20 protein-coding genes and 1 pseudogene are annotated in these 22444 nt (G+C 53.1%); 7 read left to right on the forward strand and 14 right to left on the reverse strand.

The window, feature by feature from the left end:
* Window positions 1–43 precede the first annotated feature (43 nt).
* Window positions 44–1792: an ABC transporter ATP-binding protein gene (locus AWJ19_RS01410; protein WP_068720892.1), complete on the reverse strand. Its 1749-nt coding sequence runs from the start codon at window positions 1790–1792 to the stop codon at window positions 44–46.
* 125 nt (window positions 1793–1917) lie between these two features.
* On the opposite strand from AWJ19_RS01410, the gene AWJ19_RS01415 reads away from it, so the two are divergent.
* A complete protein-coding gene (locus tag AWJ19_RS01415; protein ID WP_068720894.1) occupies window positions 1918–2433 on the forward strand; it encodes an ADP-heptose synthase in 516 nt (171 codons plus the stop codon).
* A gap of 122 nt (window positions 2434–2555) precedes the next feature.
* Here AWJ19_RS01415 and AWJ19_RS01420 read toward each other — a convergent pair whose 3' ends face one another.
* A complete protein-coding gene (locus AWJ19_RS01420; RefSeq protein ID WP_068720896.1) occupies window positions 2556–2873 on the reverse strand; it encodes a hypothetical protein in 318 nt (105 codons plus the stop codon).
* 526 nt (window positions 2874–3399) lie between these two features.
* Between AWJ19_RS01420 and AWJ19_RS01425 the strand changes: the two genes are divergently transcribed.
* The 3 genes and pseudogenes from AWJ19_RS01425 to AWJ19_RS01435 all read left to right on the forward strand — a co-directional run bounded on the left by AWJ19_RS01425 (window position 3400) and on the right by AWJ19_RS01435 (window position 8711).
* On the forward strand, window positions 3400–5148 hold the full coding sequence (locus tag AWJ19_RS01425) for an ABC transporter transmembrane domain-containing protein (RefSeq protein ID WP_068720897.1): 1749 nt from the start codon (window positions 3400–3402) through the stop codon (window positions 5146–5148).
* A gap of 82 nt (window positions 5149–5230) precedes the next feature.
* A pseudogene (locus AWJ19_RS01430) lies at window positions 5231–7314 on the forward strand (ABC transporter ATP-binding protein).
* Between the two features lie 113 nt (window positions 7315–7427).
* On the forward strand, window positions 7428–8711 hold the full coding sequence (locus tag AWJ19_RS01435; protein WP_068720898.1) for a crosslink repair DNA glycosylase YcaQ family protein: 1284 nt from the start codon (window positions 7428–7430) through the stop codon (window positions 8709–8711).
* A gap of 91 nt (window positions 8712–8802) precedes the next feature.
* Here AWJ19_RS01435 and AWJ19_RS01440 read toward each other — a convergent pair whose 3' ends face one another.
* The 5 genes from AWJ19_RS01440 to AWJ19_RS01460 all read right to left on the reverse strand — a co-directional run bounded on the left by AWJ19_RS01440 (window position 8803) and on the right by AWJ19_RS01460 (window position 12666).
* Window positions 8803–9270 (reverse strand): hypothetical protein, encoded by a 468-nt coding sequence (locus AWJ19_RS01440; protein WP_068720899.1) that lies wholly within the window; start codon window positions 9268–9270, stop codon window positions 8803–8805.
* A gap of 38 nt (window positions 9271–9308) precedes the next feature.
* On the reverse strand, window positions 9309–10019 hold the full coding sequence (locus AWJ19_RS01445) for a hypothetical protein (RefSeq protein ID WP_068720901.1): 711 nt from the start codon (window positions 10017–10019) through the stop codon (window positions 9309–9311).
* Entirely contained in the window at window positions 10016–10939 is a 924-nt protein-coding gene (locus AWJ19_RS01450) for an ATP-binding cassette domain-containing protein (protein ID WP_082707640.1), read from the reverse strand. Before AWJ19_RS01450 ends, AWJ19_RS01445 begins: the two co-directional genes overlap by 4 nt.
* Window positions 10940–11139: 200 nt before the next feature.
* Window positions 11140–11487, reverse strand: coding sequence for a four-helix bundle copper-binding protein (locus AWJ19_RS01455; RefSeq protein ID WP_068720905.1), 348 nt, complete (start codon window positions 11485–11487; stop codon window positions 11140–11142).
* Between the two features lie 162 nt (window positions 11488–11649).
* On the reverse strand, window positions 11650–12666 hold the full coding sequence (locus AWJ19_RS01460; RefSeq protein WP_068720907.1) for a GTP-binding protein: 1017 nt from the start codon (window positions 12664–12666) through the stop codon (window positions 11650–11652).
* A gap of 184 nt (window positions 12667–12850) precedes the next feature.
* Between AWJ19_RS01460 and AWJ19_RS01465 the strand changes: the two genes are divergently transcribed.
* The 3 genes from AWJ19_RS01465 (at window position 12851) to AWJ19_RS01475 (ending at window position 14498) form a co-directional block, all read left to right on the forward strand.
* Window positions 12851–13297 (forward strand): GNAT family N-acetyltransferase, encoded by a 447-nt coding sequence (locus AWJ19_RS01465; RefSeq protein WP_068720909.1) that lies wholly within the window; start codon window positions 12851–12853, stop codon window positions 13295–13297.
* The gene (locus AWJ19_RS01470) at window positions 13294–13920 is read left to right on the forward strand and encodes a hypothetical protein (RefSeq protein ID WP_068720910.1); all 627 of its coding nucleotides are present in this window, start codon (window positions 13294–13296) and stop codon (window positions 13918–13920) included. Before AWJ19_RS01465 ends, AWJ19_RS01470 begins: the two co-directional genes overlap by 4 nt.
* Before the next feature lie 62 nt (window positions 13921–13982).
* Window positions 13983–14498 (forward strand): MogA/MoaB family molybdenum cofactor biosynthesis protein, encoded by a 516-nt coding sequence (locus AWJ19_RS01475; protein ID WP_068720912.1) that lies wholly within the window; start codon window positions 13983–13985, stop codon window positions 14496–14498.
* Window positions 14499–14578: 80 nt separating this feature from the next.
* Here AWJ19_RS01475 and AWJ19_RS01480 read toward each other — a convergent pair whose 3' ends face one another.
* The 7 genes from AWJ19_RS01480 to AWJ19_RS01510 form a co-directional block, all read right to left on the reverse strand.
* Complete coding sequence (locus AWJ19_RS01480; RefSeq protein WP_068720915.1) at window positions 14579–14818, reverse strand: hypothetical protein; 240 nt, start codon at window positions 14816–14818, stop codon at window positions 14579–14581.
* A 119-nt stretch (window positions 14819–14937) separates the two neighbouring features.
* Window positions 14938–15537 carry a DUF1349 domain-containing protein gene (locus tag AWJ19_RS01485; protein ID WP_068720917.1) on the reverse strand — a complete coding sequence of 200 codons (600 nt, stop codon included), beginning with the start codon at window positions 15535–15537 and terminating at the stop codon, window positions 14938–14940.
* Between the two features lie 201 nt (window positions 15538–15738).
* Window positions 15739–18045, reverse strand: a complete 2307-nt coding sequence (locus AWJ19_RS01490) for a thiamine pyrophosphate-dependent enzyme (RefSeq protein WP_068720919.1) — start codon at window positions 18043–18045, stop codon at window positions 15739–15741.
* 26 nt (window positions 18046–18071) lie between these two features.
* Window positions 18072–19082, reverse strand: a complete 1011-nt coding sequence (locus AWJ19_RS01495; RefSeq protein ID WP_068720921.1) for a 2-oxoacid:acceptor oxidoreductase family protein — start codon at window positions 19080–19082, stop codon at window positions 18072–18074.
* A gap of 409 nt (window positions 19083–19491) precedes the next feature.
* The gene (locus AWJ19_RS01500) at window positions 19492–20943 is read right to left on the reverse strand and encodes a nicotinate phosphoribosyltransferase (protein ID WP_277815774.1); all 1452 of its coding nucleotides are present in this window, start codon (window positions 20941–20943) and stop codon (window positions 19492–19494) included.
* Between the two features lie 22 nt (window positions 20944–20965).
* Window positions 20966–21514, reverse strand: a complete 549-nt coding sequence (locus tag AWJ19_RS01505) for an isochorismatase family cysteine hydrolase (RefSeq protein ID WP_068720925.1) — start codon at window positions 21512–21514, stop codon at window positions 20966–20968.
* A gap of 47 nt (window positions 21515–21561) precedes the next feature.
* Window positions 21562–22332 carry an NUDIX domain-containing protein gene (locus tag AWJ19_RS01510; RefSeq protein WP_068720927.1) on the reverse strand — a complete coding sequence of 257 codons (771 nt, stop codon included), beginning with the start codon at window positions 22330–22332 and terminating at the stop codon, window positions 21562–21564.
* Window positions 22333–22444 lie beyond the last annotated feature (112 nt).

Below are 22444 nucleotides of genomic sequence, written 5' to 3' on the forward strand. Positions count from 1 at the left end.
AAAAACGGCTTCCTCTGTGAAGGAAACCGTTAATAAAGCTTATTTATCCATCCAGCCGCTGCACATTGAACAGACGGGCATAGCTGCCACCCTTCAGCATAAGCTCTTCATGAGTGCCGCGCTCGGTAATCTCACCGTTTTCCAGCAGGATAATCTGGTCCGCATGAGTGATAGTCGACAATCGGTGGGCGACAATCAGCGTCGTGCGCTCCGAGGCCAGGGATTGCAGTGACTGCTGGATCAGATGCTCTGACTCCAGATCCAGCGCAGACGTGGCCTCATCCAGAACGAGCACCTTCGGATCTTTGAGGAAGACTCTGGCAATCGCTACGCGCTGCTTCTGGCCGCCTGAGAGCTTCACTCCACGCTCACCGACCTCGGTGTCATACCCTTCAGGCAGCTGCATGATGAAATCATGGGCATTCGCAGCCTGCGCAGCGGCAATAACCTCCGCCTCACCGGCATCCGGGTTGCCGAACAGAATATTGTCACGCACCGAGCCGCTGAACAGGAAGTTATCCTGCAGCACCATACCCACTGTCCGCCGCAGGCTCTCCTGGGTCAGTCCGCGGATGTCCTGGCCGTCCATGAGCAGACGCCCTTCACTGATATCATAGAAACGCGGAATCAGGCTGATGAGGGAAGATTTGCCGCCCCCGCTCATACCGACAAAAGCAACCGTTTGTCCCGGGCTGATGCTGAGGTTTATCTCCTTCAGCACCCATTCGTTGTCTTCCCTGTACTTAAACCACACATGGTCAAATTCGATGGCTCCGGCTGCATCCTGAAGCGGCTTTGCACCGGGCCGGTCAGCAATATCATACGGCTCATCCAGCAGCTCCATGACCCGCTCCAGCGAAGCAGAAGCCTGGGTCAATACGGTGGAGGAGTTGATCAGCCGCCGCAGCGGCGCATACATCCGGTCCAGGTAGCCGAAAAAAGCAACAAAGGTGCCGAGCGTCAGATTGCCGCGGATGACCTCATAGCCGCCGTACCCGATTACGAGCAGCGGGGCCAGGTCGGTCAAGGTATTAATAATGGCGAAGGTAACCGCATTCCAGCGGGTATGAGCCATCGCTTTTTCCAGAAACTTGCCGTTGATGCCCTCGAACTGCTTCTGATCGACCTTTTCCATCGTAAAGCTGCGGATGATGGCAATCCCCTGAATCCGTTCATGGAGATAGCCCTGTATGGCAGCCAGTGCCTGTGATCTGTCCTTGGTCAGTACTTTTAAACGTTTATAAAGTGTGTTAACGGCAATGCCGTACAGCGGCAGAACTGCAATCGAGACGAGCGCCAGCACCGGATTGAGATAGAACATGAACCCCAGCGCAAAAATCAGCGTGAACATATCAAGCCAGACGTTCATCATCCCGACCTCGACCAGGTTTTTGGACTGCTCCACATCGTTGATGAACCTGGAGATCGCTTCGCCCACCTTTGTGTTCTGATAATACCGCAGAGACAGGCGCTGCAGATGGCTGTACAGCTTGTTGCGCATATCAAACAGCACTTTGCTCGTAATCAGCTGGGCAAAATATTGGCGATAGTACTCCACCGGCCCCCTGATCACAACAAACAGAACAAATGCGCCGCCGAGTACATAAAACAGCCTCGAAACCCTTTCCGCCGCAGTCAGCGCTGAGGGTGTCAGCAGATCATCGACCACATATTTCAAAATCATCGGCAGAGTCAGCGGAATGCTGAACTTGATCATGCCGATAACGAGCGTCAGCACAATCCATTTCATATAAGGCCGGACAAAGGTATAATACGCTTTCCATTGCTTCACAGAACGTTACGCCCTTTCTTTTTTTATACCGCTCTGGGTACTGTTGACATTTGAGGCTTACAGTGTTTTTATATTTCTTAGGTACATAAGTGCGAGTGCAGTACCGGAACTTCAGGAGGATAATGATGTCTAGACAATTTGTGACGGAAGCGGTCATGATGGCCATCTACGGCCAGCTTCTCGTACCGCAAAGCCCTGTGGAATATATCGTGCCCTACACGACCATTATGGAACTATACGAGCTGCGGGACAGTGATGAGCCGCTGATGAACCGGGCCGACGATGACCAGCATGTCAAAAGCAAAATACGTGAGCTGATTGCCTATTTCGAGGAGCCGCTCAATTCCAAGAAGATCAACCGCTGCCTGTCCGTACCCTGGGCCAAGAGCTCCGGCATTCTGCTCGGTGAACGGGCGCAGGTTACGATTATCAACAGCGTTGACAACGCAGCCTACGGGGAGGCCTTTGATCCGATTGAGACAGAGCTGCTGCTGACCTCCGTTCGGGAAAAGGTACCCGTCCTGACCGACCAGTTCGAGCTGATCCAGCGCATCATCGAAGGCGGAATCCCGGTACAGGTGTATGACATCGATGATTTTGAGTTTGCGATGGAGGAAGAGACCTTCCGCAGCTCGCAATAAAGCGGTTATCTTATACTTACCCGCCACTGCACAAAAAGCCCCTGCCGCCCGGCAGGGGCTTTTTGTGCAGGCTGCCATTCAGACTGCAGCCGGCTTCAGCCAGCTAGCTTCAGCAGCAAAGGCTACTCCTTAGCCTGACCGGCCGCGCTCAGCGGCTGATACACATACTCGATATCGTCCTCAGCGGCCACATGGATGATGGACAGGCTGTAGCCCTCCATATACCAGAGATCCTGCTCCTCCATATAAAAAATCAGGCCTCCCTGCTCCGCCTTTACTGCAGGACGCGCGGGTGGTTCCGTAGCAATACCCAGTGAAAATCCGGGATGCAGTCCCCCGCCCGAGCTGTAACGCGGAAATAAACGAATAGAATCTCCGGCCTGCAGATTAAGCTCCTTCTTGAACCACGCAGCGGCTTCCGGACTAATTGTCATATCCATTTCTGTTAGTGCACCTCCGTTTCTTTTTATCATACTATAAGCCGGCGGTATTCCAAATCAGCCGTTCCTTATCTATGATACTCCGTCTTCGCAAATTGTTCAAAATTCTATTTGACATTGTTCAGAGACTGATGATAAACTCTGAACATACGAAGCGTCTTGAAGTAATTACCAAAAATGAGCGAAAGGGTGATTTCGGTGTTGACCATTGTACCAGTTGATTATAACTTTTTTGTCGGCGACTATACACAACCTCATACCGAAGCAGCCCGAATAGTGGAACCCTGCTGAATCAAGTACATCCACCGTACCTGAATTTAGCCAGGCAAGTCTCTTCCATGTCTTCTGTGCTGCTATAAAGCACCGTGGACATGATTATCACTGTATCTTACAGGCATATCATCCGTTTAACGGAGGGTATGCCTTTTTGCATGCTGTTAATAGACATCCGCTATTGTCATCATTATTCTAAGACACATTCACAAACCGACAACAACACCCCAAACACGAAAGGAAGGGATTACCCTTGTTCTCCGTACTCCGTGATCTCGGCTGGTTTTTCCGCCGGGAGAAAAGGCGCTATTCTATCGGCCTGATTTTGCTAATTGTAGTAGGTGTATTAGAGCTGCTGCCGCCCCGTCTGCTTGGCAACGCTATCGACGAAATTGTCCGCGGCTCCATCACCACAGGGTCACTGCTGAAGTACATCGGTGCAATCACCGTGATGATGCTGATTATTTACTGGATCACTTATGTCTGGATGCATAAGCTGTTCGGCGGTTCCAACCTGGTCGAGCGGCTGCTGCGTTCCCGGTTCATGAACCATCTGATGACTATGACCCCCTCTTTCTTTGAAAAAAACCGTACCGGCGACCTGATGGCCCGCGCCACCAATGATATCCGCGCCGTGGCGACCACCGTCGGCTTCGGAATGCTGACGCTTGTGGACTCCACTGTCTATCTGAGTGTCGTCCTGCTGGCAATGGGCTTTCTGGTCAGCTGGAAGCTGACGCTTGCTGCGGTGCTGCCGCTGCCATTGATCGCAATCGCGATGATTTTCTACGGCAAAGCGATTCACGACCGTTACAGTCTGGCCCAGGATGCCTTCGGGGATATGAATGACCAGGTGCTGGAATCCGTATCCGGCATTCGCGTTATCCGCGCTTATGTGCAGGAGCGGCTGGACGAGAAACGTTTTGCTGACATTACTGAAGATGTGTACCGCAAAAATATGGCGGTTGCGCGTGTAGATGCCTTTTTTGAACCGACCATCCGTTTCTGTGTAGGCCTCAGCTATATCATTGCACTTACATATGGAATTTATCTCGTATTTCGTAATCAGATTACGCTGGGCGACCTTGTCTCATTCAATATGTATCTGGGGATGATCGTCTGGCCCATGTTCGCCATCGGTGAGCTGATCAACATCATGCAGCGCGGCGGTGCTTCGCTGGAGCGGATCGACGAAACAACAAATACCCGCCCGGATGTAGCGGATGTGGCCAGCCCGGTAGCGGTAGCCCAGCCAACCCGGATCGATTTCAAGGATGTAACGTTCCGTTATCCTACCTCCACCATTGATAATCTGAGCGGAGTCAGCTTCTCCCTGTCCCAGGGCCAGACGCTGGGGGTAGTCGGCCGTACCGGCAGCGGCAAATCCACGCTGCTGAAGCAGCTGCTTCATGAATACCCGACTGGTAAAGGTGATATCCGGATTGCAGATGTTCCGATTGAGAGTATTGCTTTCGACAAGCTCCACAGCTGGATGGGCTACGTTCCGCAAGAGCAGATTCTGTTCTCCAAATCAGTGCGCGAGAATATCCAGTTCGGCTATGACAAGGCCAGTGACGAACGTATTATGCAGGCCATTACGGCCGCAGCGTTCCAGAACGATCTCGGTACCTTATCCGACGGCCTGGATACACTGGTCGGCGAACGCGGCGTCTCCCTCTCCGGGGGCCAGAAGCAGCGCGTTTCGATCTCCAGAGCTTTTATCGCGAACCCTGATATTCTGATTCTGGACGATGCCCTGTCAGCCGTTGACGCACGCACCGAAGCCCGGATCATTGAGAATATCCGCGAGGAGCGCGCCGGCAAAACGACCCTGATCTCCACCCACCGCCTCTCAGCCGTCGAGCACGCAGATTTGATTCTGGTGCTGGATAACGGGCATATTATTGAGCGCGGTACTCACCAGGAATTGCTCGAGATGAACGGCTGGTACCGTGAGCAGTTTGACCGCCAGCAGGTGGAGAACAACCTGAGCGGGGAATAACCTCGGATGCAGGTTGACTTATCCATTAATTTAAACCAGATATTTTAACCGGGACTTAACAACCCTTTAGGAGGTGTCACCGTTGACACAGAGTACAGGCAAACGCCTGCTGCAGTATGCACTGACTGCCAAAAAACCTTTATCGCAGCCCTTCTGCTGCTTACCATCGGCGTGGCCGCCGAGCTGGCCGGCCCGTTTATCGCCAAAAATATGATCGATAACCATCTGCTCGGCATCGAGCAGCCCTACTTCCAGACGGCGTCCTCCGATGAGGCCGCTGAATATAACAACAATTATTACAAACGCGGCGACCGCTTTGCCGAGGGTGAAGCCAAGGGCCAGGAGGTCCGGCTGCTGCAGTCAGGCAGAAGCTTCTATTTTATTAATGAAGCAGTTGCCCAGGCAGAAGGCGAACGGACTTTTAAAGACGGTATGCTGGAGATCAAATACGGGGATGAAATCACCGCTTACCCTGCCGTGAAGCTGTCCGCAGATGAGGTGTTTGCTTTTTACAAGCCGGAATTTCCCGGGATTTATGAGCTGGTAGGACTGTATGCGATCTTCCTGGTCATCTCCATCCTGGCTGAGTTCGGCAAAACCTACTGGCTGCAGTCTTCAGCCAACCAGGTCATCCGCAAGCTGCGGACCGATGTATACGCACATATCCAGCGGCTGCCGGTGCACTTTTTTGACAATCTGCCTGCGGGCAAGGTCGTCTCCCGGGTCACCAATGATACAGAAGCCGTCAAGGATCTGTTCATTGCCGTGCTGTCCAACTTCTTTACAGGAATTATTAATATCACCGGCGTGTACATTGCGCTGTTCCTGCTCGATGTGAAGCTTGGCCTGATTAGTTTGTTCATCGTGCCGATTATCATTCTCTGGATAGTGCTGTACCGGAAGGTGGCGACCAAATACAATACGATCATCCGCTCGCGTCTGAGTGAGATCAATGCCATTATCAATGAATCCATCCAGGGGATGTCGATTATCCGGATTTTCCGCCGCCAGAAGCAGAGCCGCGCAGAATTCGAGTATCTGAACGATGATTATATGAAGTATCAGAACAAAATGCTGAACCTGAACGCGCTGACCTCACACAATCTGGTGAATACGCTGCGTAACCTCTCGTTTGTGCTGGTGCTGTGGTACTTCGGCTTCGGCAGCCTTGGGGGATCGACCTTTGTATCCCTGGGCGTGCTATATGCCTTTGTAGATGTATTGGGACGGATGTTCCAGCCGATTACCGGTATGGTGAACCAGCTCGCGAATCTGGACAGCTCGATGGTCTCCGCAGGCCGTGTGTTTACCCTGATGGATGAACCCGGCGAAGCTGTGACTGACGGCTCAATGCCGCGTTACAAGGGCAAGGTCGAATTCAACAATGTATCCTTTGCCTACAAAAAAGATTTCGTGCTGAAGGACATTTCCTTCGAGGCGCGTCCTGGCGAGACAGTAGCTCTGGTCGGACACACCGGCTCGGGCAAAAGCTCGATCATCAATCTGCTGTTCCGCTTCTATGACCCGCAGCGCGGCAGCATTACGATTGACGGCCAGGAAGTCACCTCCATTCCCAAGCAGTGGCTGCGCAGCCATATGGGGATCGTGCTGCAGGACCCTTACCTCTTCACCGGTACCATCGCGTCCAACGTCAGCCTTGGCGATGAACGGATCAGCCGGGAAAGGGTGGAACGCGCACTGCGTGAGGTCGGGGCGGATAAGCTGCTGGCCCACCTGCCGCAGGGCTTCGACGAGCCGGTAGTGGAAAAAGGCAGTACGCTGTCCGCCGGACAGCGCCAGCTGATCTCCTTCGCCCGGGCACTCTCGTTCGATCCGGCGATCCTCATTCTGGATGAAGCCACCTCCAATATCGACACGGAAACGGAGAGCCTGATCCAGGAAGCGCTGGAGGTGCTGAAGAAAGGCCGGACTACCTTCATCATCGCCCACCGTCTGTCGACGATCCGCAGCGCAGACCAGATTCTGGTGCTGCATCACGGCGAGATTGTGGAGCGCGGCAGCCACGAGGAGCTTATGGCGCTGGAAGGCCGCTACTACCGGATGTACCAGCTGCAGCTTGGAGCTGGTGGTGCTACACAGGCTGCTGATGCTGCCGCGCCGGCGAAGACTGCAGCTGCTCTGCAGCCTTCGCTGAAGCACAGCTAAAAAGTTGTATATGACCCCTGGCGCTGCTTAGGCTGCCAGGGGTTTTCTGTACTTGAATGCAGAACATCCGTTCTATATAATGAAAAATAATACATAAGAACGGGGTGGTAACAATGATTACCTATTCACTCAGCAAGCAGCAGGCCAGACGGTTTCTGCTGCAGCACCAAAGACTCGTTCCCGGCATGCTGCCGGGCGGTAAGACGGGGATTTATCAGTATGTCCGCCATGTCGGCTGCATCCAGTATGACCCGCTCAGCATTGCCGGGCACAATCACGAGCTGGTGCTGCAGGCGCGAATTCCGGATTTTGTTCCTGCCATGGCAAATGAGCTGCTGTATACGGACCGGATGCTGATTGACGGCTGGGACAAGAACATGTCCATCTATTGCACAGAGGACTGGCCGTATTTCAGCCGCCTGCGGGAGGCCGCTGCAGCAAGACATAATGGCGACGGGCAGCTCCTGGAGACGATGGAGCAGGTGCGGGAAGCCCTTGAAGCCCGCGGCCCCCTCTCATCGCTTGATCTGGAAGGCAAGCAGAAGATGAACTGGGCCTGGGCTCCGGCCAGAGTGACCCGCGCTGCGCTGGAGACGATGTATTTCCGGGGTGAAGTGTCCGTCCACCACCGGGTGCATACCCGCCGTTATTACGATTTCACGGCCAGACTGCTGCCGGAGCATCTGCTTAGTGCTCGGGAACCGAATCCGCTGGAGGAGCAGTACCACGACTGGTATGTGCTGCGGCGGATCGGCAGCCTAGGCCTGCAGTGGAATAAATCCGGTGACGGCTGGCTGGGCATTTCCGGGTTAAAGAGCAAGGAAAGAACGGCTGCTGTGGAACGGCTGCTGCGAAATGACAGTATCCGTGAGGTGCGTGTAGAGGATGTGAAGCTGCCGCTGTATATGCGGACGGCGGATGTTCCCGGACTTGAGGCCTTGCTGGCCGGGGATGCTTCGGACGGGGGCGGTTCTACAGAGGCTGCGGAGCAAGGCGGATTCGCTGCTGTCCTCGCTCCACTCGATAATCTCCTGTGGGACAGGGAGCTGATCCGCCAGCTGTTTGGCTTCCAGTACCGCTGGGAGGTATACAAGCCGGCTGCAGAACGGGAGTACGGCTACTATGTGCTGCCTCTTCTATACAGCGACCGCTTTATTGCCCGGCTGGAGCCGGTCATGAACAAGAAAACCGGAGTCCTGAACATTCTCCGCTGGTGGTGGGAGCCCGGCGAAGCCCTGACCGCCGCAATGATCCCGGCGCTTGCCGAAGCATTCGCCAGTCTGGCACGCTGCAACAGAGCCGGCAGCGTCGCCTTTTCTCCGGAGACCGTCCGGGCTGGCGGACTCGGGCTGCTGGAGGAGGCTGTCCACGACCTGTGCAATAGCATGACAGATTAATAGATGCGCATCATAACAAACGCCAAAAACTCACAATACACAGAAGATGCTGTGTATTGTGAGTCATTACTGATAGCCTTGCCCGCCTGTTCTATTCAACGAACCGCTCCTCTTCCAGCCCCAGCTTGGCATACATTTCCGTGCAGTATCCCTGCAGCTTGATTTCCAGTCTGCTGGCCTTATTCTTGAACCGTTTCAGCTCGCGGATCATATGGGCCCTGCCTGCCGGAGTAAAGGTCTCCTGGATGCGCTCCTTGAAGTAATCGTGGACAATATGATTACGCTGCTTCCATACAGCCTGCAGCTGATTCGTCTCTTCTTCCGAGAAGGGAAAATGATGCTGGATTTCTTTGATGAGCTGGCCGAGTGAATTGCTGAGTTTGCGCTGATACAAATCAGCTAGATCTGCTTCTGTAGGCGTTTTTCCCTGAGACAGCTTCGTGAGCAGCAGCAGATTGGTCAGCTGCTGTTCCAAAGCCTGACAATAATAGACTGCCAGTCCGAAATAAGCAAATAACTCTTTGGATTGTTCACTCTCCGGTATTTGTGTATCCTTCATCTTTCCTCCCGCTGTTCTCTCTTTATTGATCTATTCTCTCACAAATGCTTGCCATAATCCATGCGTCCGGAGCGGTACAAATACACTCCGCAGAGCAGCAATATGTAAGTTAGTGCATGGGCAAATGTCCCCAGCACCGCTGGCATTGACCATTCATCCGTCTTCATCAGCGCATTCATTAACAGCGCCGCAGGAGGCAGCAGCACCGGCACAACAGGGCCGGGAATGAGTTCAGCCAGCTTCAGTCCGCTAATGGACAAAATCAGGATGATCAGGAGCAGGCCGGTGGCATAGCTGCTTTTGGGAACCCAGGAAGCCTGCAGAAACAGGGAAATGGAGACTCCGAGCATACCCAGCAGCAGATGTCCGGCGAAGGCCACTGTCAACCGGTACAATCCTGCCGGCTCAGCGAAGTTCCCGGTCAAGAGCGGATAAACCACCATCAGCAATGTAAGCGCCACTGTAAGCAGAGCCAGCGTCAGTATGCCGCCCAGACTGTACTTTATGCTGCTGCGCAGATGAACGATTGTGACCTGCCGCTGCACGGCCTGCTCATGGTTAAGAAAGCTGATCCCCATCCAGGCGCAGCCGATGAACAGAATCACACCGGTCGCTGCATAGCTGCCCATTACAGGGTTTGGCTTGTATGTATAAAGAAACAGCAATAATATCACGACGGCTGCAACAGGCCCAAAAAACCGTTGTGAGGTCGTATAGCTTTTCAGCATATGGGCAATGAGCGCGCTCATCCGGTATTCTCCTCCCCGCTGCGTTTCGGGTCCATCCATTCTTCAAGCAGATTGCGGCCGCCCCGGTGCACTACAGAGATTACCGACCCGCCGTGCTGGAGGATATAGCGCAAAAAATCATCCGCATAGGCAGTGTCGACAGTCCACTCTGTACACTTTCCTGCCAAGGTGGTATGGACAGACTGTGCAGCAACAAAACCGGGCATGCCTGTAATGATTTGCTGCTCATGATACTCTAGTGGCGTGCATACCAGACTGGAGGAAGACTTCTCTCTAAGCTTGTCTGCACTGGTAATCATATGAGTCCGGCCTGCCTGAAGTACATGTACTCCCGCTTCCAGCGCTTCCACACACAGCGGTTCGTGTACAGAGAATACAAGCGCTGTCCCTTTCTGCTTCAGTTCCTGCAGGCGGTCTATCAGAACGTGCTGAGCCGGAAGATCAAGTCCGGACAACGGCTCGTCAAGCAGGAGCAGCTCGGGTTCACCGAGCAGGCTTTGGATCAGGTTAACCTTTTGCAGCATCCCCTTGGAATAGCTGATTACCGGCTGCTTGCGGAACGGCTGAAGATGAAACGCCTCCAGCAGCTCTGTAATCTGACGCTCCAGTTCGGCCGGGGGAACTCCGCTAATCCGGCCCATGTGACGCAAATACTGCTCTGCCGGAAGCTTCATTCCTGTAAAAGCCTCGGGAGCATAGCCGATTCTGAGCTTAGAATGTGACCGCTTCAGGATACCTGATGAGAGCTGCAGGAGCCCGGCCAGCACGGCAAGCAGTGTGCTTTTGCCGGAGCCGTTGCGGCCGATCAGGGCTGTAGCGGACCCGGCTCCGATGGTGAGGGAAACCTCATTCAGCACGGCTCTCCCTCCATATATTTTGGTGGCACCGGTCAAGCTGATCAAACAATGGGATTGATTCATACGATGATCTCTCCTTACAGAAATACGGCCCTCCGGGCCATCGCCCGGTGAGTGAATCTGCTATCCTCTCTAATATTCGTCAGATTATCGCGGTCTTCCTTCCTGCCCGGAACGAGGAATCCTGCAAACGGACATACAAAAAACCAGAATCCGCTGCAGTCGAGACTGCGGGCGGTCTGGTTTTAGCAAGTTTTAGATGATTAGGCGTATACTTCAACAGCACCGCTGATCAGGCGGCAGGCCAGAGCCGCACTGCGGCAGGCATCAATGCATTCCTGACAATGTGTCTGCATATGCCGGCTGCTCTCGTCGGCACAGCGTTCACAGATCTCTGCGCACAGACGCAGGATTTCAACCACAAACGGGCTTTGCCGGGTCATCGCCTGAACGGCAAAAGAACAGATATCCGCACACTCACGGTCAAGCCGGATGCTCTCACGGAGCGCTGCCAGGTCATATTCTTTCAGGCTGGAGACGTAGCTGTAGTTACAGGCATTCATACATTTAATACAAGCATCGATGCATTCCTGATATTGGATTCGGGTCATAGCCTTAAACCTCCTGCAATTCGTATAGGGTATGCCTATGTATTAACCTGCAAGAAAAGGAACGAACCAAGCGCACCGCTGAACAGGCTGTCTGCCGGAGGTCCGGGAATTTGCCGTTCAGCTCCGGATGCCCTGCCGGGAGACCCGGTTACAGGCTCCGCTTCACTGCGGCCGGCGGCCGAAGTAGCGCTTTTCCAGCTGCAGCAGCCGGGTGCGCAGCTCGCCTGCCGAAAAATGCTCACCTATAAAGACAGCTACATCCGGCACCTCGCCCTGCGGAGTAATTTTCATAAAATCAGCTTCCCTGTATGCATACTGAAACAAAAAACGGCTGGCAGTGTCACTGAACGTAACGATGCCCTTCGCACGGTATACATCACGCGGCAGCTCCTTTACAAACTGCTCGAACGCTTCACTGTCCACCGCATTTTTGAAGTAATGGGTGTACGCCATGACATGGTCATGGGTATGGTGAGCCTTGCCCTGTTGTCCGGCAGCTTGCACGCTGTGGTCTTCATCCCCTCCGGAAGGGCCGGCATCCGCACTCTCTCCATCCAGATGCACTCCGCCAAGGCCGCCAAGCAGATCTTCCGGTTCAAGAGCACAGCGAACAGCCGGCAAAATCTCGGCATATGCATTCCATTTCCGCAAAATGGCTGAGATTTCTTCAGCTTCTTCTGCTGTAATACGGTCCGTCTTATTGAGAATCAGAACAGATGCACAGCGGATCTGCTCCTGCATCAGCCGGTAGGTGGCCCCCTGCTGCGAGCGGTACAGTTCCAGCAGATGCGCCGCATCAACGACGGTTATCAGCCCCTTCAGCTCCACCTGCTGATACAGCGAAGTTTCCGTTACCGCATCAACAATTTCCAGCGGATTCGCGGCACCTGTAGCTTCAATCACCACAACATCCGGTTTTTCTTTTTTGACCAGTGTAGTCAGCTCTGTACTGAGATCACCGCGGCTTGTACAGCAGATGCACCCGCCCAGCATTTCAGCCATCGGAACCTCCTGCTCAACCAGCAGCCCGTCCAGATTCACTTCTCCCAGCTCATTCATAATCACCGCAGGACGCAGATTCTGGCTTTTCCAGTGATCCAGCAGCCGCTGCAGCAGCGTTGTTTTACCGCTTCCGAGAAATCCTGACAATATATAAACCGGCAAGGCCTGTTGTTCCATGTTTCATCGCTCCCCCAAAAATTCCGTATGGTAGCGAGTTTACTACAGTCTGAGTGCACAAGCAAGATACATGGCGGAGAGCGCCTTAAGCCGGATTGGGACAGATTTATTTTTATTGCATTTACAACAATATTATTTTTGGTTATACTTTGTTAATGATTTTAGAGGAGGAAGGTTGGAGAAAATGAACGTACAGACCATTACGCTGCCAGAGGAGTTACAAGCTGCTTTTTCGATCAGAAAGCAGGTGTTTGTTGAGGAACAGGGAGTCCCGCTTGCTGACGAATTTGATGATTATGATACACTGGACGGTCAGTGCCGGCATGTTCTGGCCTATTATGACGGGCAGCCAGTGGGCACAGGGCGGATTCGCGCTTTTGAAGGAAAAGGGAAGCTGGAGCGGATTTGCATTCTGGCGCCCTACCGGAAATTCGGAATCGGCAAACTAATCATTAATACACTTGAGGAAATGGCTGTTCAAAACGGTTATTCCGGGGTCAAACTGCACGGGCAGTCACAGGCCAAAGGATTCTATGAGAAGCTTGGCTATCAGACCTCATCAGCAGAATTTATGGAAGACGGCATCCCGCACTTTTTAATGACCAAAGCTATTTCTGCTTCACAGGTATGAACAGATCCCGTCTAACACCTGCCTTCCTGTTCATCGGCGGATTATTAATACTAACGCTCGGAATTTCATTGACTATTCAATCCGGCCTTGGCGCATCCCCCTTTGACGCTACCTTGGTCGGCCTTTCCGGCAGTATCGGCCTGACCGTGGGCAGCTGGGAAATCCTGATCGCTATACTGCTGCTGGTGCTTAACACCTGGCTGTCCGGAAAAAGACCGGAAATATTGGGTTTGGCGACTGCTTTTGTAACCGGCCTCGGGATCGATGTATGGCTATTCATGCTGAATGACTGGATTGAACCCGGACTGCCGGCTGGCAGACTGGTTTGCTTTGCATTAGGCTTAATCGTCACAGGACTGGGAACGGCCTTGTATCTGCAGGCCAAATTCGCTCCCTCCCCGTTAGACCGGCTAACCCTATTGCTGCAAAAGCTGACGGGCCGCAGCATCTTTTTTACCCGCACAGTCCTTTATTTTGTGTTCCTGCTGGCGGCCTTTATATTTAACGGGCCTATCGGAATCGGCACCCTTCTTACCGTTTGTCTGGGCGGATTCATTCTTAATTTCTTTATGCCGCTTACAGAGAAGGCCTTAAAACGCATTTCACTGGAACAGCCCTTATAAAGACTGGTATTATGGGTAAATAAGAAGATAGGGAATAGATTTGGACTCTAGGAGTGGATTATATGTCATCTGTCGAAGAACACCGCAAGCAAGCACCGCAGACCGTAGCCTGCTACGTCATCACCGTCTCGGATACCCGTACCATGGAGACAGACACCGGAGGCCAGCTCCTTGTATCGATGCTGGAGGAGGCCGGTTATCAGGTCGTCGGCCGCACCATCGTCAAAGACGATTATGAGGACATCCGTGAGCTGGTCTACAAAAGCTCCGTCCATTCCGGCATCGAAGCGGTGCTGCTGACCGGCGGCACGGGCATTTCACCGCGCGACACCACCTATGAGGCTGTCGCCTCGCTGCTCGACAAGTCGCTGCCGGGCTTCGGCGAAATCTTCCGGCTGCTCAGCTTTACCGAGGATATCGGCTCCGCCGCCATCTTGAGCCGGGCTATCGCCGGCACGATCGGCAATACTGCGGTGTTCTCGATGCCAGGCTCCACGGGAGCCATCAGGCTGGCTATGAGCCGGCTGATTATTCCTGAGCTGCGGCATGTGATGAGGGAGATTTATAAGAAGGAATAGCAGCAAGCTCAAACAGGCCGGTAACGCATCTGTCGATGCAGTTTCCGGCCTTGTTTCTGCTGAAAATTCCCTGTCAATCGTTAATGTGAGGAATGGACCCCGTCCATGAGCTGGTTTAGAAGCTCTTTTAGCTTATCTGTGTATTTGCCCTTCTCTTTCTCCAAAGAGGTATACAGTCTGGCAACAGAACCCTCTGAGAACTGCTCCAGGCTTCCAGGTGATGCTATATATGCTTGCTTGATATAATTATGCGGGATATTACCCGCGCCTCCTAATCCGGCAGCCAATGCAGCAGCCAGCAGCACAATCGGCAATTTCATCAAAGCTTCCTCCCGGCAGAATTTTTATGCTTAGAATGGCTGGGAGAAAAGCTATTTATGCAAATGTAAAATGCCGCCTGCTCTTAAAAGGACCAAAAGAAGCGTAACAGGCTACCGGCTCATTCCCCCGGAGGCTCATCATGAACATCTGTATCCGGCGAAGTAGTGATCCAGCTGGTGAACTCCACCCTGAGTCCGGGCCTGGTCGGAGCACAGAGCATCGGGCCGGCTTGCACCTCACCTGTGTAAGGAAATCGGGCGACCCGGATCGTGCGCCATGGATGTGCACCGGTTCTGGCTCTGAGGATGACGGCATCCTTCAGGCGTGAAGCGCGGATGGTCACAATCTGCCCGGCCCATTCGGGAACAGGTGAGAGCGACCAGTCAGAGTATTGATCTGTTACCACAGCACCTATATGCGGCACGCCATCATTGATTTCGACCCCGGCCTTGATCCACTGCAGCGGGCTGTGCCACAGCATAATCCCCGCCTGGTCGTACAGCTCGGTAAGGCTTCCGGCGTCAAAGCTGACCTCTACCGCAGTTCCTTCTGTCCAAGCAGCAAGCAGCGCATGCCCGTTATCATGCTGAAAACCGTACATGGTTTTCTGCCAGTAATCACTGCCCTCCACAGCCTGAACAATCAGCTTGCCGTTCTGCTCTGCAACCGAATGCGGCTCATTGCTCCAGATTCCTTCCTGCCAGTCCAACATTTTCATCACCAACACGCTCCTTTACCGGATTCAGCTGTATTGAATATCCATGCCTTCCTGTATTCATCAATCCTACTCTATCAAAATGCGGCTGAAATTGCAGCTACTCCCCTGTACCCGATTTCATACCGGGCCTGATAGCACAAACACAGCCTGACAATAAGCTGTCAGGCTGTGAGATATCAAAAGGTATGAGTCCGCAGCTACTTACAGGTCCGGATGCTCATGCTTCGCTTTGAGCTTGCTCCAGCGGCGCTGAACCTCACTCTCGAAGCTGCGCAGTGCAGGCTCGTTCTCCGGCTTAAGCAGATGGCGGGTTTTACCCATCGTCTTCAGCCATGCGGACACCTCAACCCGTTTGTTTTTCTCTTCCGGATTGTAGGTAATGTTAGTAACGCCCTGCTCCACTTCATACAGCGGGAAGAAGCAGGATTCAACGGCCAGGGATACGATATTCGTTCCTTCCTTGTCCTCGCTCATCCAGTTCAGCGGGCAGGCAATTAGAATCTTGCCGTAGACCAGGCCTTCATTCTGCGCATACCACTGAGCCTTCGCCGCTTTCTTCAGCAGATCCTGCGGATAAGCTTCACAGCCGGTGAACACATAAGGAATGTTGGTAGCCGCCATAATCTGCGCTGTATCCTTGTGCTGGGTAACTTTACCCTGCTGTGTTTTGCCGATGCTGGATGTGGATGTGCGGTGGCCCAGCGGGGTCGAATAAGACTGCTGCGCACCGGTATTCATATAGCCTTCATTATCGTACTCGACGATAATCATTTTGTGTCCGCGCAGGGCGGCGCCGATAGCAGGTCCCATCCCGATATCCATACCGCCGTCGCCGGTAACCATCACGAATGTAAAGTCTTCCTTGAGGCCCAGTCCGTCCAGTTCACCGCGGCGTTTGCGTTCCCAGAACATTTCGACCACACCGGACAGCGTAGCAGCACCGTTCTGGAACAGGTTATGGATAAACGTTGATTTGTGGGAGGAGTACGGATAACCGGTTGTAGTTACCATAGCGCAGCCTGTGTGATACAGCGCGACGATATCTCCTTCAATCCCTCTGAAGAACAGCTCGAGTCCAGAGAAAATACCGCAGCCCGGGCATGCGCCGTGACCCGGAGACAAACGTCTCGGCTTCTTCATCAGGCTGCGCACCGGCGGTACCTTGACAGCCAGCTTGCCGGTTTCCTCGTTCTTAGTGACCGTAATCAGCCCGGACTTCAAGGAATCGAAATCCATCGGCTTCAGCAGACGCTTAGGCGCTTTGTCCGCTTCACCCGGATTGTGGCCATAGTAGTCGAACGGCACTTCTACACGGTCAGCAACAACAGCATCCATAGCCAGCTGGAAGAAATGATGGCCGTCTTCAGCGTAGAAGTCTTTACCGCCTAGACCGTATATCCGGCTAATAACCTTGGTTGTTGTATTGCCGTAGGTGAACAGGGCCGCCTTGATTTCGTTGACCATATTACCGCCGTGTCCGCCGACGGAATCCGCACGGTCACCTACAGTAATAGCTTTGACATTCTTCAGCGCTTCCGCGATCTGCTTCTGCGGGAACGGGCGGATCATATTCGGGGAGATCGCTCCGGCTTTGATGCCCTGCAGGCGCAGCTGATCGACAACATCCTTGATGATCTCGGACGCAGAGTTCATCAGGAAGACGGCAACATCGGCATCCTCCATCCGGTACTGCTCGATCATAGGATAGTGGCGGCCAGTCAGTTCAGCAAATTCCCGGGCGATTTCTTCAAACACCTCACCGGCGTTGTACATCGCTACAGACTGCTGATAGCGGTTGTTGATATAATCCGGTTCATTCATGTAAGGCCCAACCGTAACCGGATTGTTCCGGTCAAGCGTATCGGTGAAGCCAACCGGAGGCTGTTCGCCTACAAACTTGTGGACATCCTGCCGGTGGGCGAAAGCCTGTACGCGGCGCTTCTGGTGGGAAGTGAAATAACCGTCTGAAGCAACCATGACCGGAAGACGGACCTTCGCATGTTCTGCCAGCTTCAGTGCCATCAGATTCATGTCGTAGACCGATTGCGGGTCACGGCACATCAGGATCGGCCAGCCGGTATTGAGTGCGAAATACAAGTCAGAGTGGTCACCGTGAATGTTCAGGGGTCCTGAAATCGAACGGCAGATCAGGTTCATAACCATAGGCATGCGCGTACCTGCTTGTACAGGCAGCTGCTCCAGCATGAACATGTAGCCCTGCGCACTTGTTGCGTTGAATACACGGCCTCCTGCAGTAGATGCTCCATAACAGATCCCTGCCGAGCTGTGTTCACCATCTGAAGGAACGAGCATAATATCATGCTGTCCGCTAGCTTTCATCGTATCGAGGAACTGGGCTACCTCCGTCGACGGCGAGATCGGGAAATATCCCATAACATGATAATTGATCTGGTGGGCAGCGTAGGCTGCCATTTCATTGCCTGATTCATACAGGAATTTCTGCTCTACCTTGGCAGAGCCTATTTCTTTTTCATAATCAATAGCCATAGTTCATTCCGCCCTTCTTACCGGATTTATAGTTGCGAGACCAAATCAAATGTGTGTTTCACAGTGTGGCTGTCGGCATAGCCTTCCTTCTCAAGGATGCTGGACAGTGCCGAGGTCGGGCAGGCGCCTACGCATTTCAGGCAGCCTTTGCAGTACTGGTAGTCGATACCCAGCAGGAACATCTGCGAACGCCCTTTGCGGTCAAGCCGTTCTTCCCAGACAAAGCACTGGTCAGGACAGACGGTATCGCACTGTGCACAATTGATGCAGGACTCGTTCTCATAAGCCGGAATCATGCCGGAACGGGAAATGCTGAGGTTCTTCAGGAAGCTGTTGCCGGGATTCACAATCGATCCGCCCATCGGCTGGGTTTCGTAGCCAAGTGCCGAAATGTCGGAACGTACGTATTCAGGCATGCTCTCTCCTTCAGGCAGCTCAAAGTGCATAAACTTCACTTCATTGTAGCCGCGCTCAAAGGTTGTAATGGCGGACTGTACGGCCTGCGGATATTTCTTGCCGAGCGATTTCTCGATAACGCCCTTCATTGTCTCCGTGTCAAGGAACGGGCAGAGCCGGAACAGCGCGCCCAGCATGGCCATATTTACGCGGTTTTTCTCTTTCAGTGCAATGCTTGTTGCATCAATTACAGCAATGGTACCGGCTTTCAGCTTCAGCAGTTCTTTGAGTTCTTCCGGCGTCTTGGCCGAGTTCACAAGAACGGTGCTGTCTTCGCTGATCCCGCTGGTAACATTGACAGTCTTGGCGAGTGCTTCATGGAATACGCCAACCACATGCGGACGCTCTACCGGCGAAGTATCGCGGATATGCGTGTCCAGATCACAGAACCGGATGTGGGCTTTGACAGGCGAGCCCTTTTTCTCCGAGCCATAGGATGAGAAGCTGACCCCGTTCAAGCCTGCTCCGACAACGCCTGCTTCCGCGAGCATTTTACCGGCCAGGTTAGCCCCGAGCCCTCCAATGGATTCCAGCCGGATTTCAAAGAATCCAAGACTGTTTACTTTTGGTAGTTGTACCACCGACATAACCCCTTTCGAGTGTCAAGAATAAAACAATCCTTTTGACTTTTTCAATGATTGTAACGTGATAATGATGGTAACGAATGTGACAAATCTTGCATTTTCACGGGTTCGGGAATCACAATAATTTATAGATTTTGATCGATTTCTTTATACGCGACAGCGCCGCGTTACCTGAACAGAAGGTAACCTGCCATAGAAATTGCAAAATGTGAAAATTATGTGTAATCCGTCATTTCCGGGCTTCCCGCGGACACAAGGTCACCCTTAATTTAGCTATAAAATTAAAAATTAAGATGTTAAATTTGTCACATAAAACATGATCTTTATCACAAGTACAAGCCCCAGCCGGCTTTCGTGATAACACAAAAAGCCCATCCAATGGATGGGCTTCTAAGGCAATATAAGGCTATTCAAGATCCAGCTGCATATGCTCGGCGATCAGCTGCTGCTTGCGGTTCCATACCTGCTCACTGAGGTTAACACGGTACACCTCGGGATTCAGCTTACGCAAATATTCCGGCCAGAACAGGTCGAGCTGCTGCTCATGATAACGGCGGATTTCCTCCAGCGGCGGCAGGGAGTAGACCTGGAACCCGTTCACAAAAATCGGCTCCAGCATCGGCAGCGCCTCGTACTTGTCGACATTCTTGCGCAAGTAAGGATGCAGCGGATTAAACAGCTTGATCCGGGCACCGTTGCGCGGGGCAGCCTCGTCCGGAGAGCTGATGTAATCAGCCATCGCCTTGCCGTTCGTGCCGACAATGCGATACACATCCTTCTTGCCTGGCGTAGATACCTTCTCCGGGTTGGAGGAGATCTTGATGGTCGGGATCATTTCACCGGTAGCTGACTCGATTTCCACCAGCTTGTATACCCCGCCCAGCGAAGGCTGGTCGGCTGCGGTAATCAGCTGTGTGCCGACACCCCAGGTATCAATCGCTGCCCCTTGCAGCTTCAGGTCCATAATTGTATTCTCGTCCAGATCATTGGAGGCTACAATCTTCACGTAATCCAGACCGGCCTCATCCAGCATCTTGCGTGCCTGGATGGACAGGTATGCCAAGTCGCCGCTGTCCAGGCGGATGGCATTCATCTTCTTGCCCGCGGCTTCCAGCTTCTTCGCCGTATTAATCGCATGCGGCACCCCGCTGCGAAGGGTATCGAAGGTGTCTACCAGCAGAGTGACGCCGTCCGGAAGCACCTTGGCATAGGCGTCAAATGCCTCCTGCTCGCTGCTGAAGCTCTGGACCCAGGAATGGGCATGTGTGCCTTTGGTCGGGATGCCGAACATACGGCCGGCCAGCATGTTGGAGGTCGCATGGAATCCGCCGATGTAGGCTGCCCGTGCGCCCCATACCGCCGCATCCGCCTCCTGTGCCCGGCGGGTACCGAACTCCAGCAGAATGTCATTCGGAGCCACCTGCTTGATCCGTGAAGCCTTGGTCGCGATCAGCGTCTGGTAATTCATAAAGTTCAGAATCGCCGTCTCCACGAGCTGTGCTTCCATAATCGTACCTTCAACACGTACCAGCGGCTCATCCGGGAAGACAAGTGCTCCTTCCTTCATGGCATGGATGTTTCCCTTGAAGTGAAACTGCAGCAGCTCCTCGAGGAAAGCCGGCGCATAATTCTCCTCCTGCTCTGACAGATAACGGACATCATCTTCCGTGAACCGCAAGTCCCTGATATATTGGGTTATGCGCTCCAGTCCGGCGAAAACGGCAAAACCGTTCCCGAAGGGCAGCTTGCGGAAGTACGCCTCAAATACCGCCTTGCGCTTATGTGTACCATTCACCCAATGGGCGTACATCATATTTATCTGATACTTGTCTGTATGTAGAGCAAGCTCTCTCCTCAAATCCTCATCTCCTAGACCTGTGTTATTCTGCATCGGCACGTACCACTTGTGCTCCGAGGCTGCCCCGGAAATGCCCGAGCGCCCATGCATGGCCGTCTGCGTTAAAGCTGGCCACTGCATCCTCATGGATCACAATTCCGAATCCTTTGTTGTAGGCATCGACCGCAGTATGCAGCACACAAATATCGGTGCAGACTCCGATCAGATGCAGTTCCTGTATTCCGCGCTCACGCAGCTTCAGCTCCAGATCGGTGCCGCAGAAGGCGCTGTAACGCGTTTTGTCCATCCAGTAGATAGACTCCCGGTTCTCCTCATAGACAGCCTTCAGACCGCCGTACAGCTCCCGTCCCGGTGTATCCCGCAGATTATGGGGAGGAAACAACTTCGTCTCGGGATGATACGGATCAGCTGCCTCATGCAGGTCAACCGCCATGACCACGTAATCGCCGCTTTTTACAAACTGCTCCGTCAATTCATTGACTCTGGGTGCAATATCGATTCCCGGCTGCCCGACCGGCAGACTGCCGTCAACAAAATCATTGGTGAAATCTATCACGATCAATGCCTTCATTGGATAAGCCTCCTTTAGTGTAGTGAGACGGTGATTGAAGCGCTATATCATGTATAAATAGATAATAAAGGCTCATGGTCAGTGAACATGTAGAGCTGTGCAGGCCGCTGGGAATACTGGTTCGAGCTGACCGGGTTGCCTGCTTCATCACGCACTTCTTTTAATATACCCTGCCTGCTGCGTGTTGAAGTGATTTTGCGGATAAAATTCGGCTCCTTGAACTCAGGCACTACCGTCTGGATAACCTGATAAAGCTCGCTTAGTGTAAAATGCCGGGGCAAAAACTGCCGGGCAATCGTCGTCTGCAGCATCTGCTGCTGGATCCGCAGATAAGCATCCTTAATAATGTCATGATGGTCAAAAGCAAGCTCAAGCTCTTCCAGCGCCTCCTGCAATGTAAACAGGCCGACCTCGCCCGCGTCATCCGAGGCTTGTCTCTGCTCCAGCATCCATTCCTCCACCAGTGCAAAAAAAGCATGGCTGATAATCCAGCCGCGCGGATCACGTCCGGGAGTGCTGTATACTCCGAGATACTCCAGATGTCCGCCGTCCACCCCGGTTTCCTCTTTCAGCTCCCGCGTTGCCGCATCATAGATGGACTCATCCTCCTGGCAAAAACCTCCGGGCAGGGCCCACATGCCGGCACACGGCCATTTTTTGCGCCGGATCAGCATCACCTTCAGCTCGCGCAGGGGAAGCGTCTTCGTGACCGTCTTCCGTTCCCGCTTCGTCAAAGTGAACATCACAATGTCGGCCGGAACTCCGTCCGGGGTGCGGTACTTTTTGGCGTTGTAGGTTTGTTCCACGTTCTCGCTCACTTTAGATCATCCTTTGCCGCTATCATTGTTTACTGTTCGTATCTTTTAATGTACCAAACCTGCTCTTCTAAAATCAACAAATCCGGCACATTAGATGTAGATAAAGGGACGG

The organism is Paenibacillus sp. DMB5 (genome assembly GCF_001517085.1).
Taxonomy (GTDB): Bacteria; Bacillota; Bacilli; order Paenibacillales; family Paenibacillaceae; genus Paenibacillus_AQ.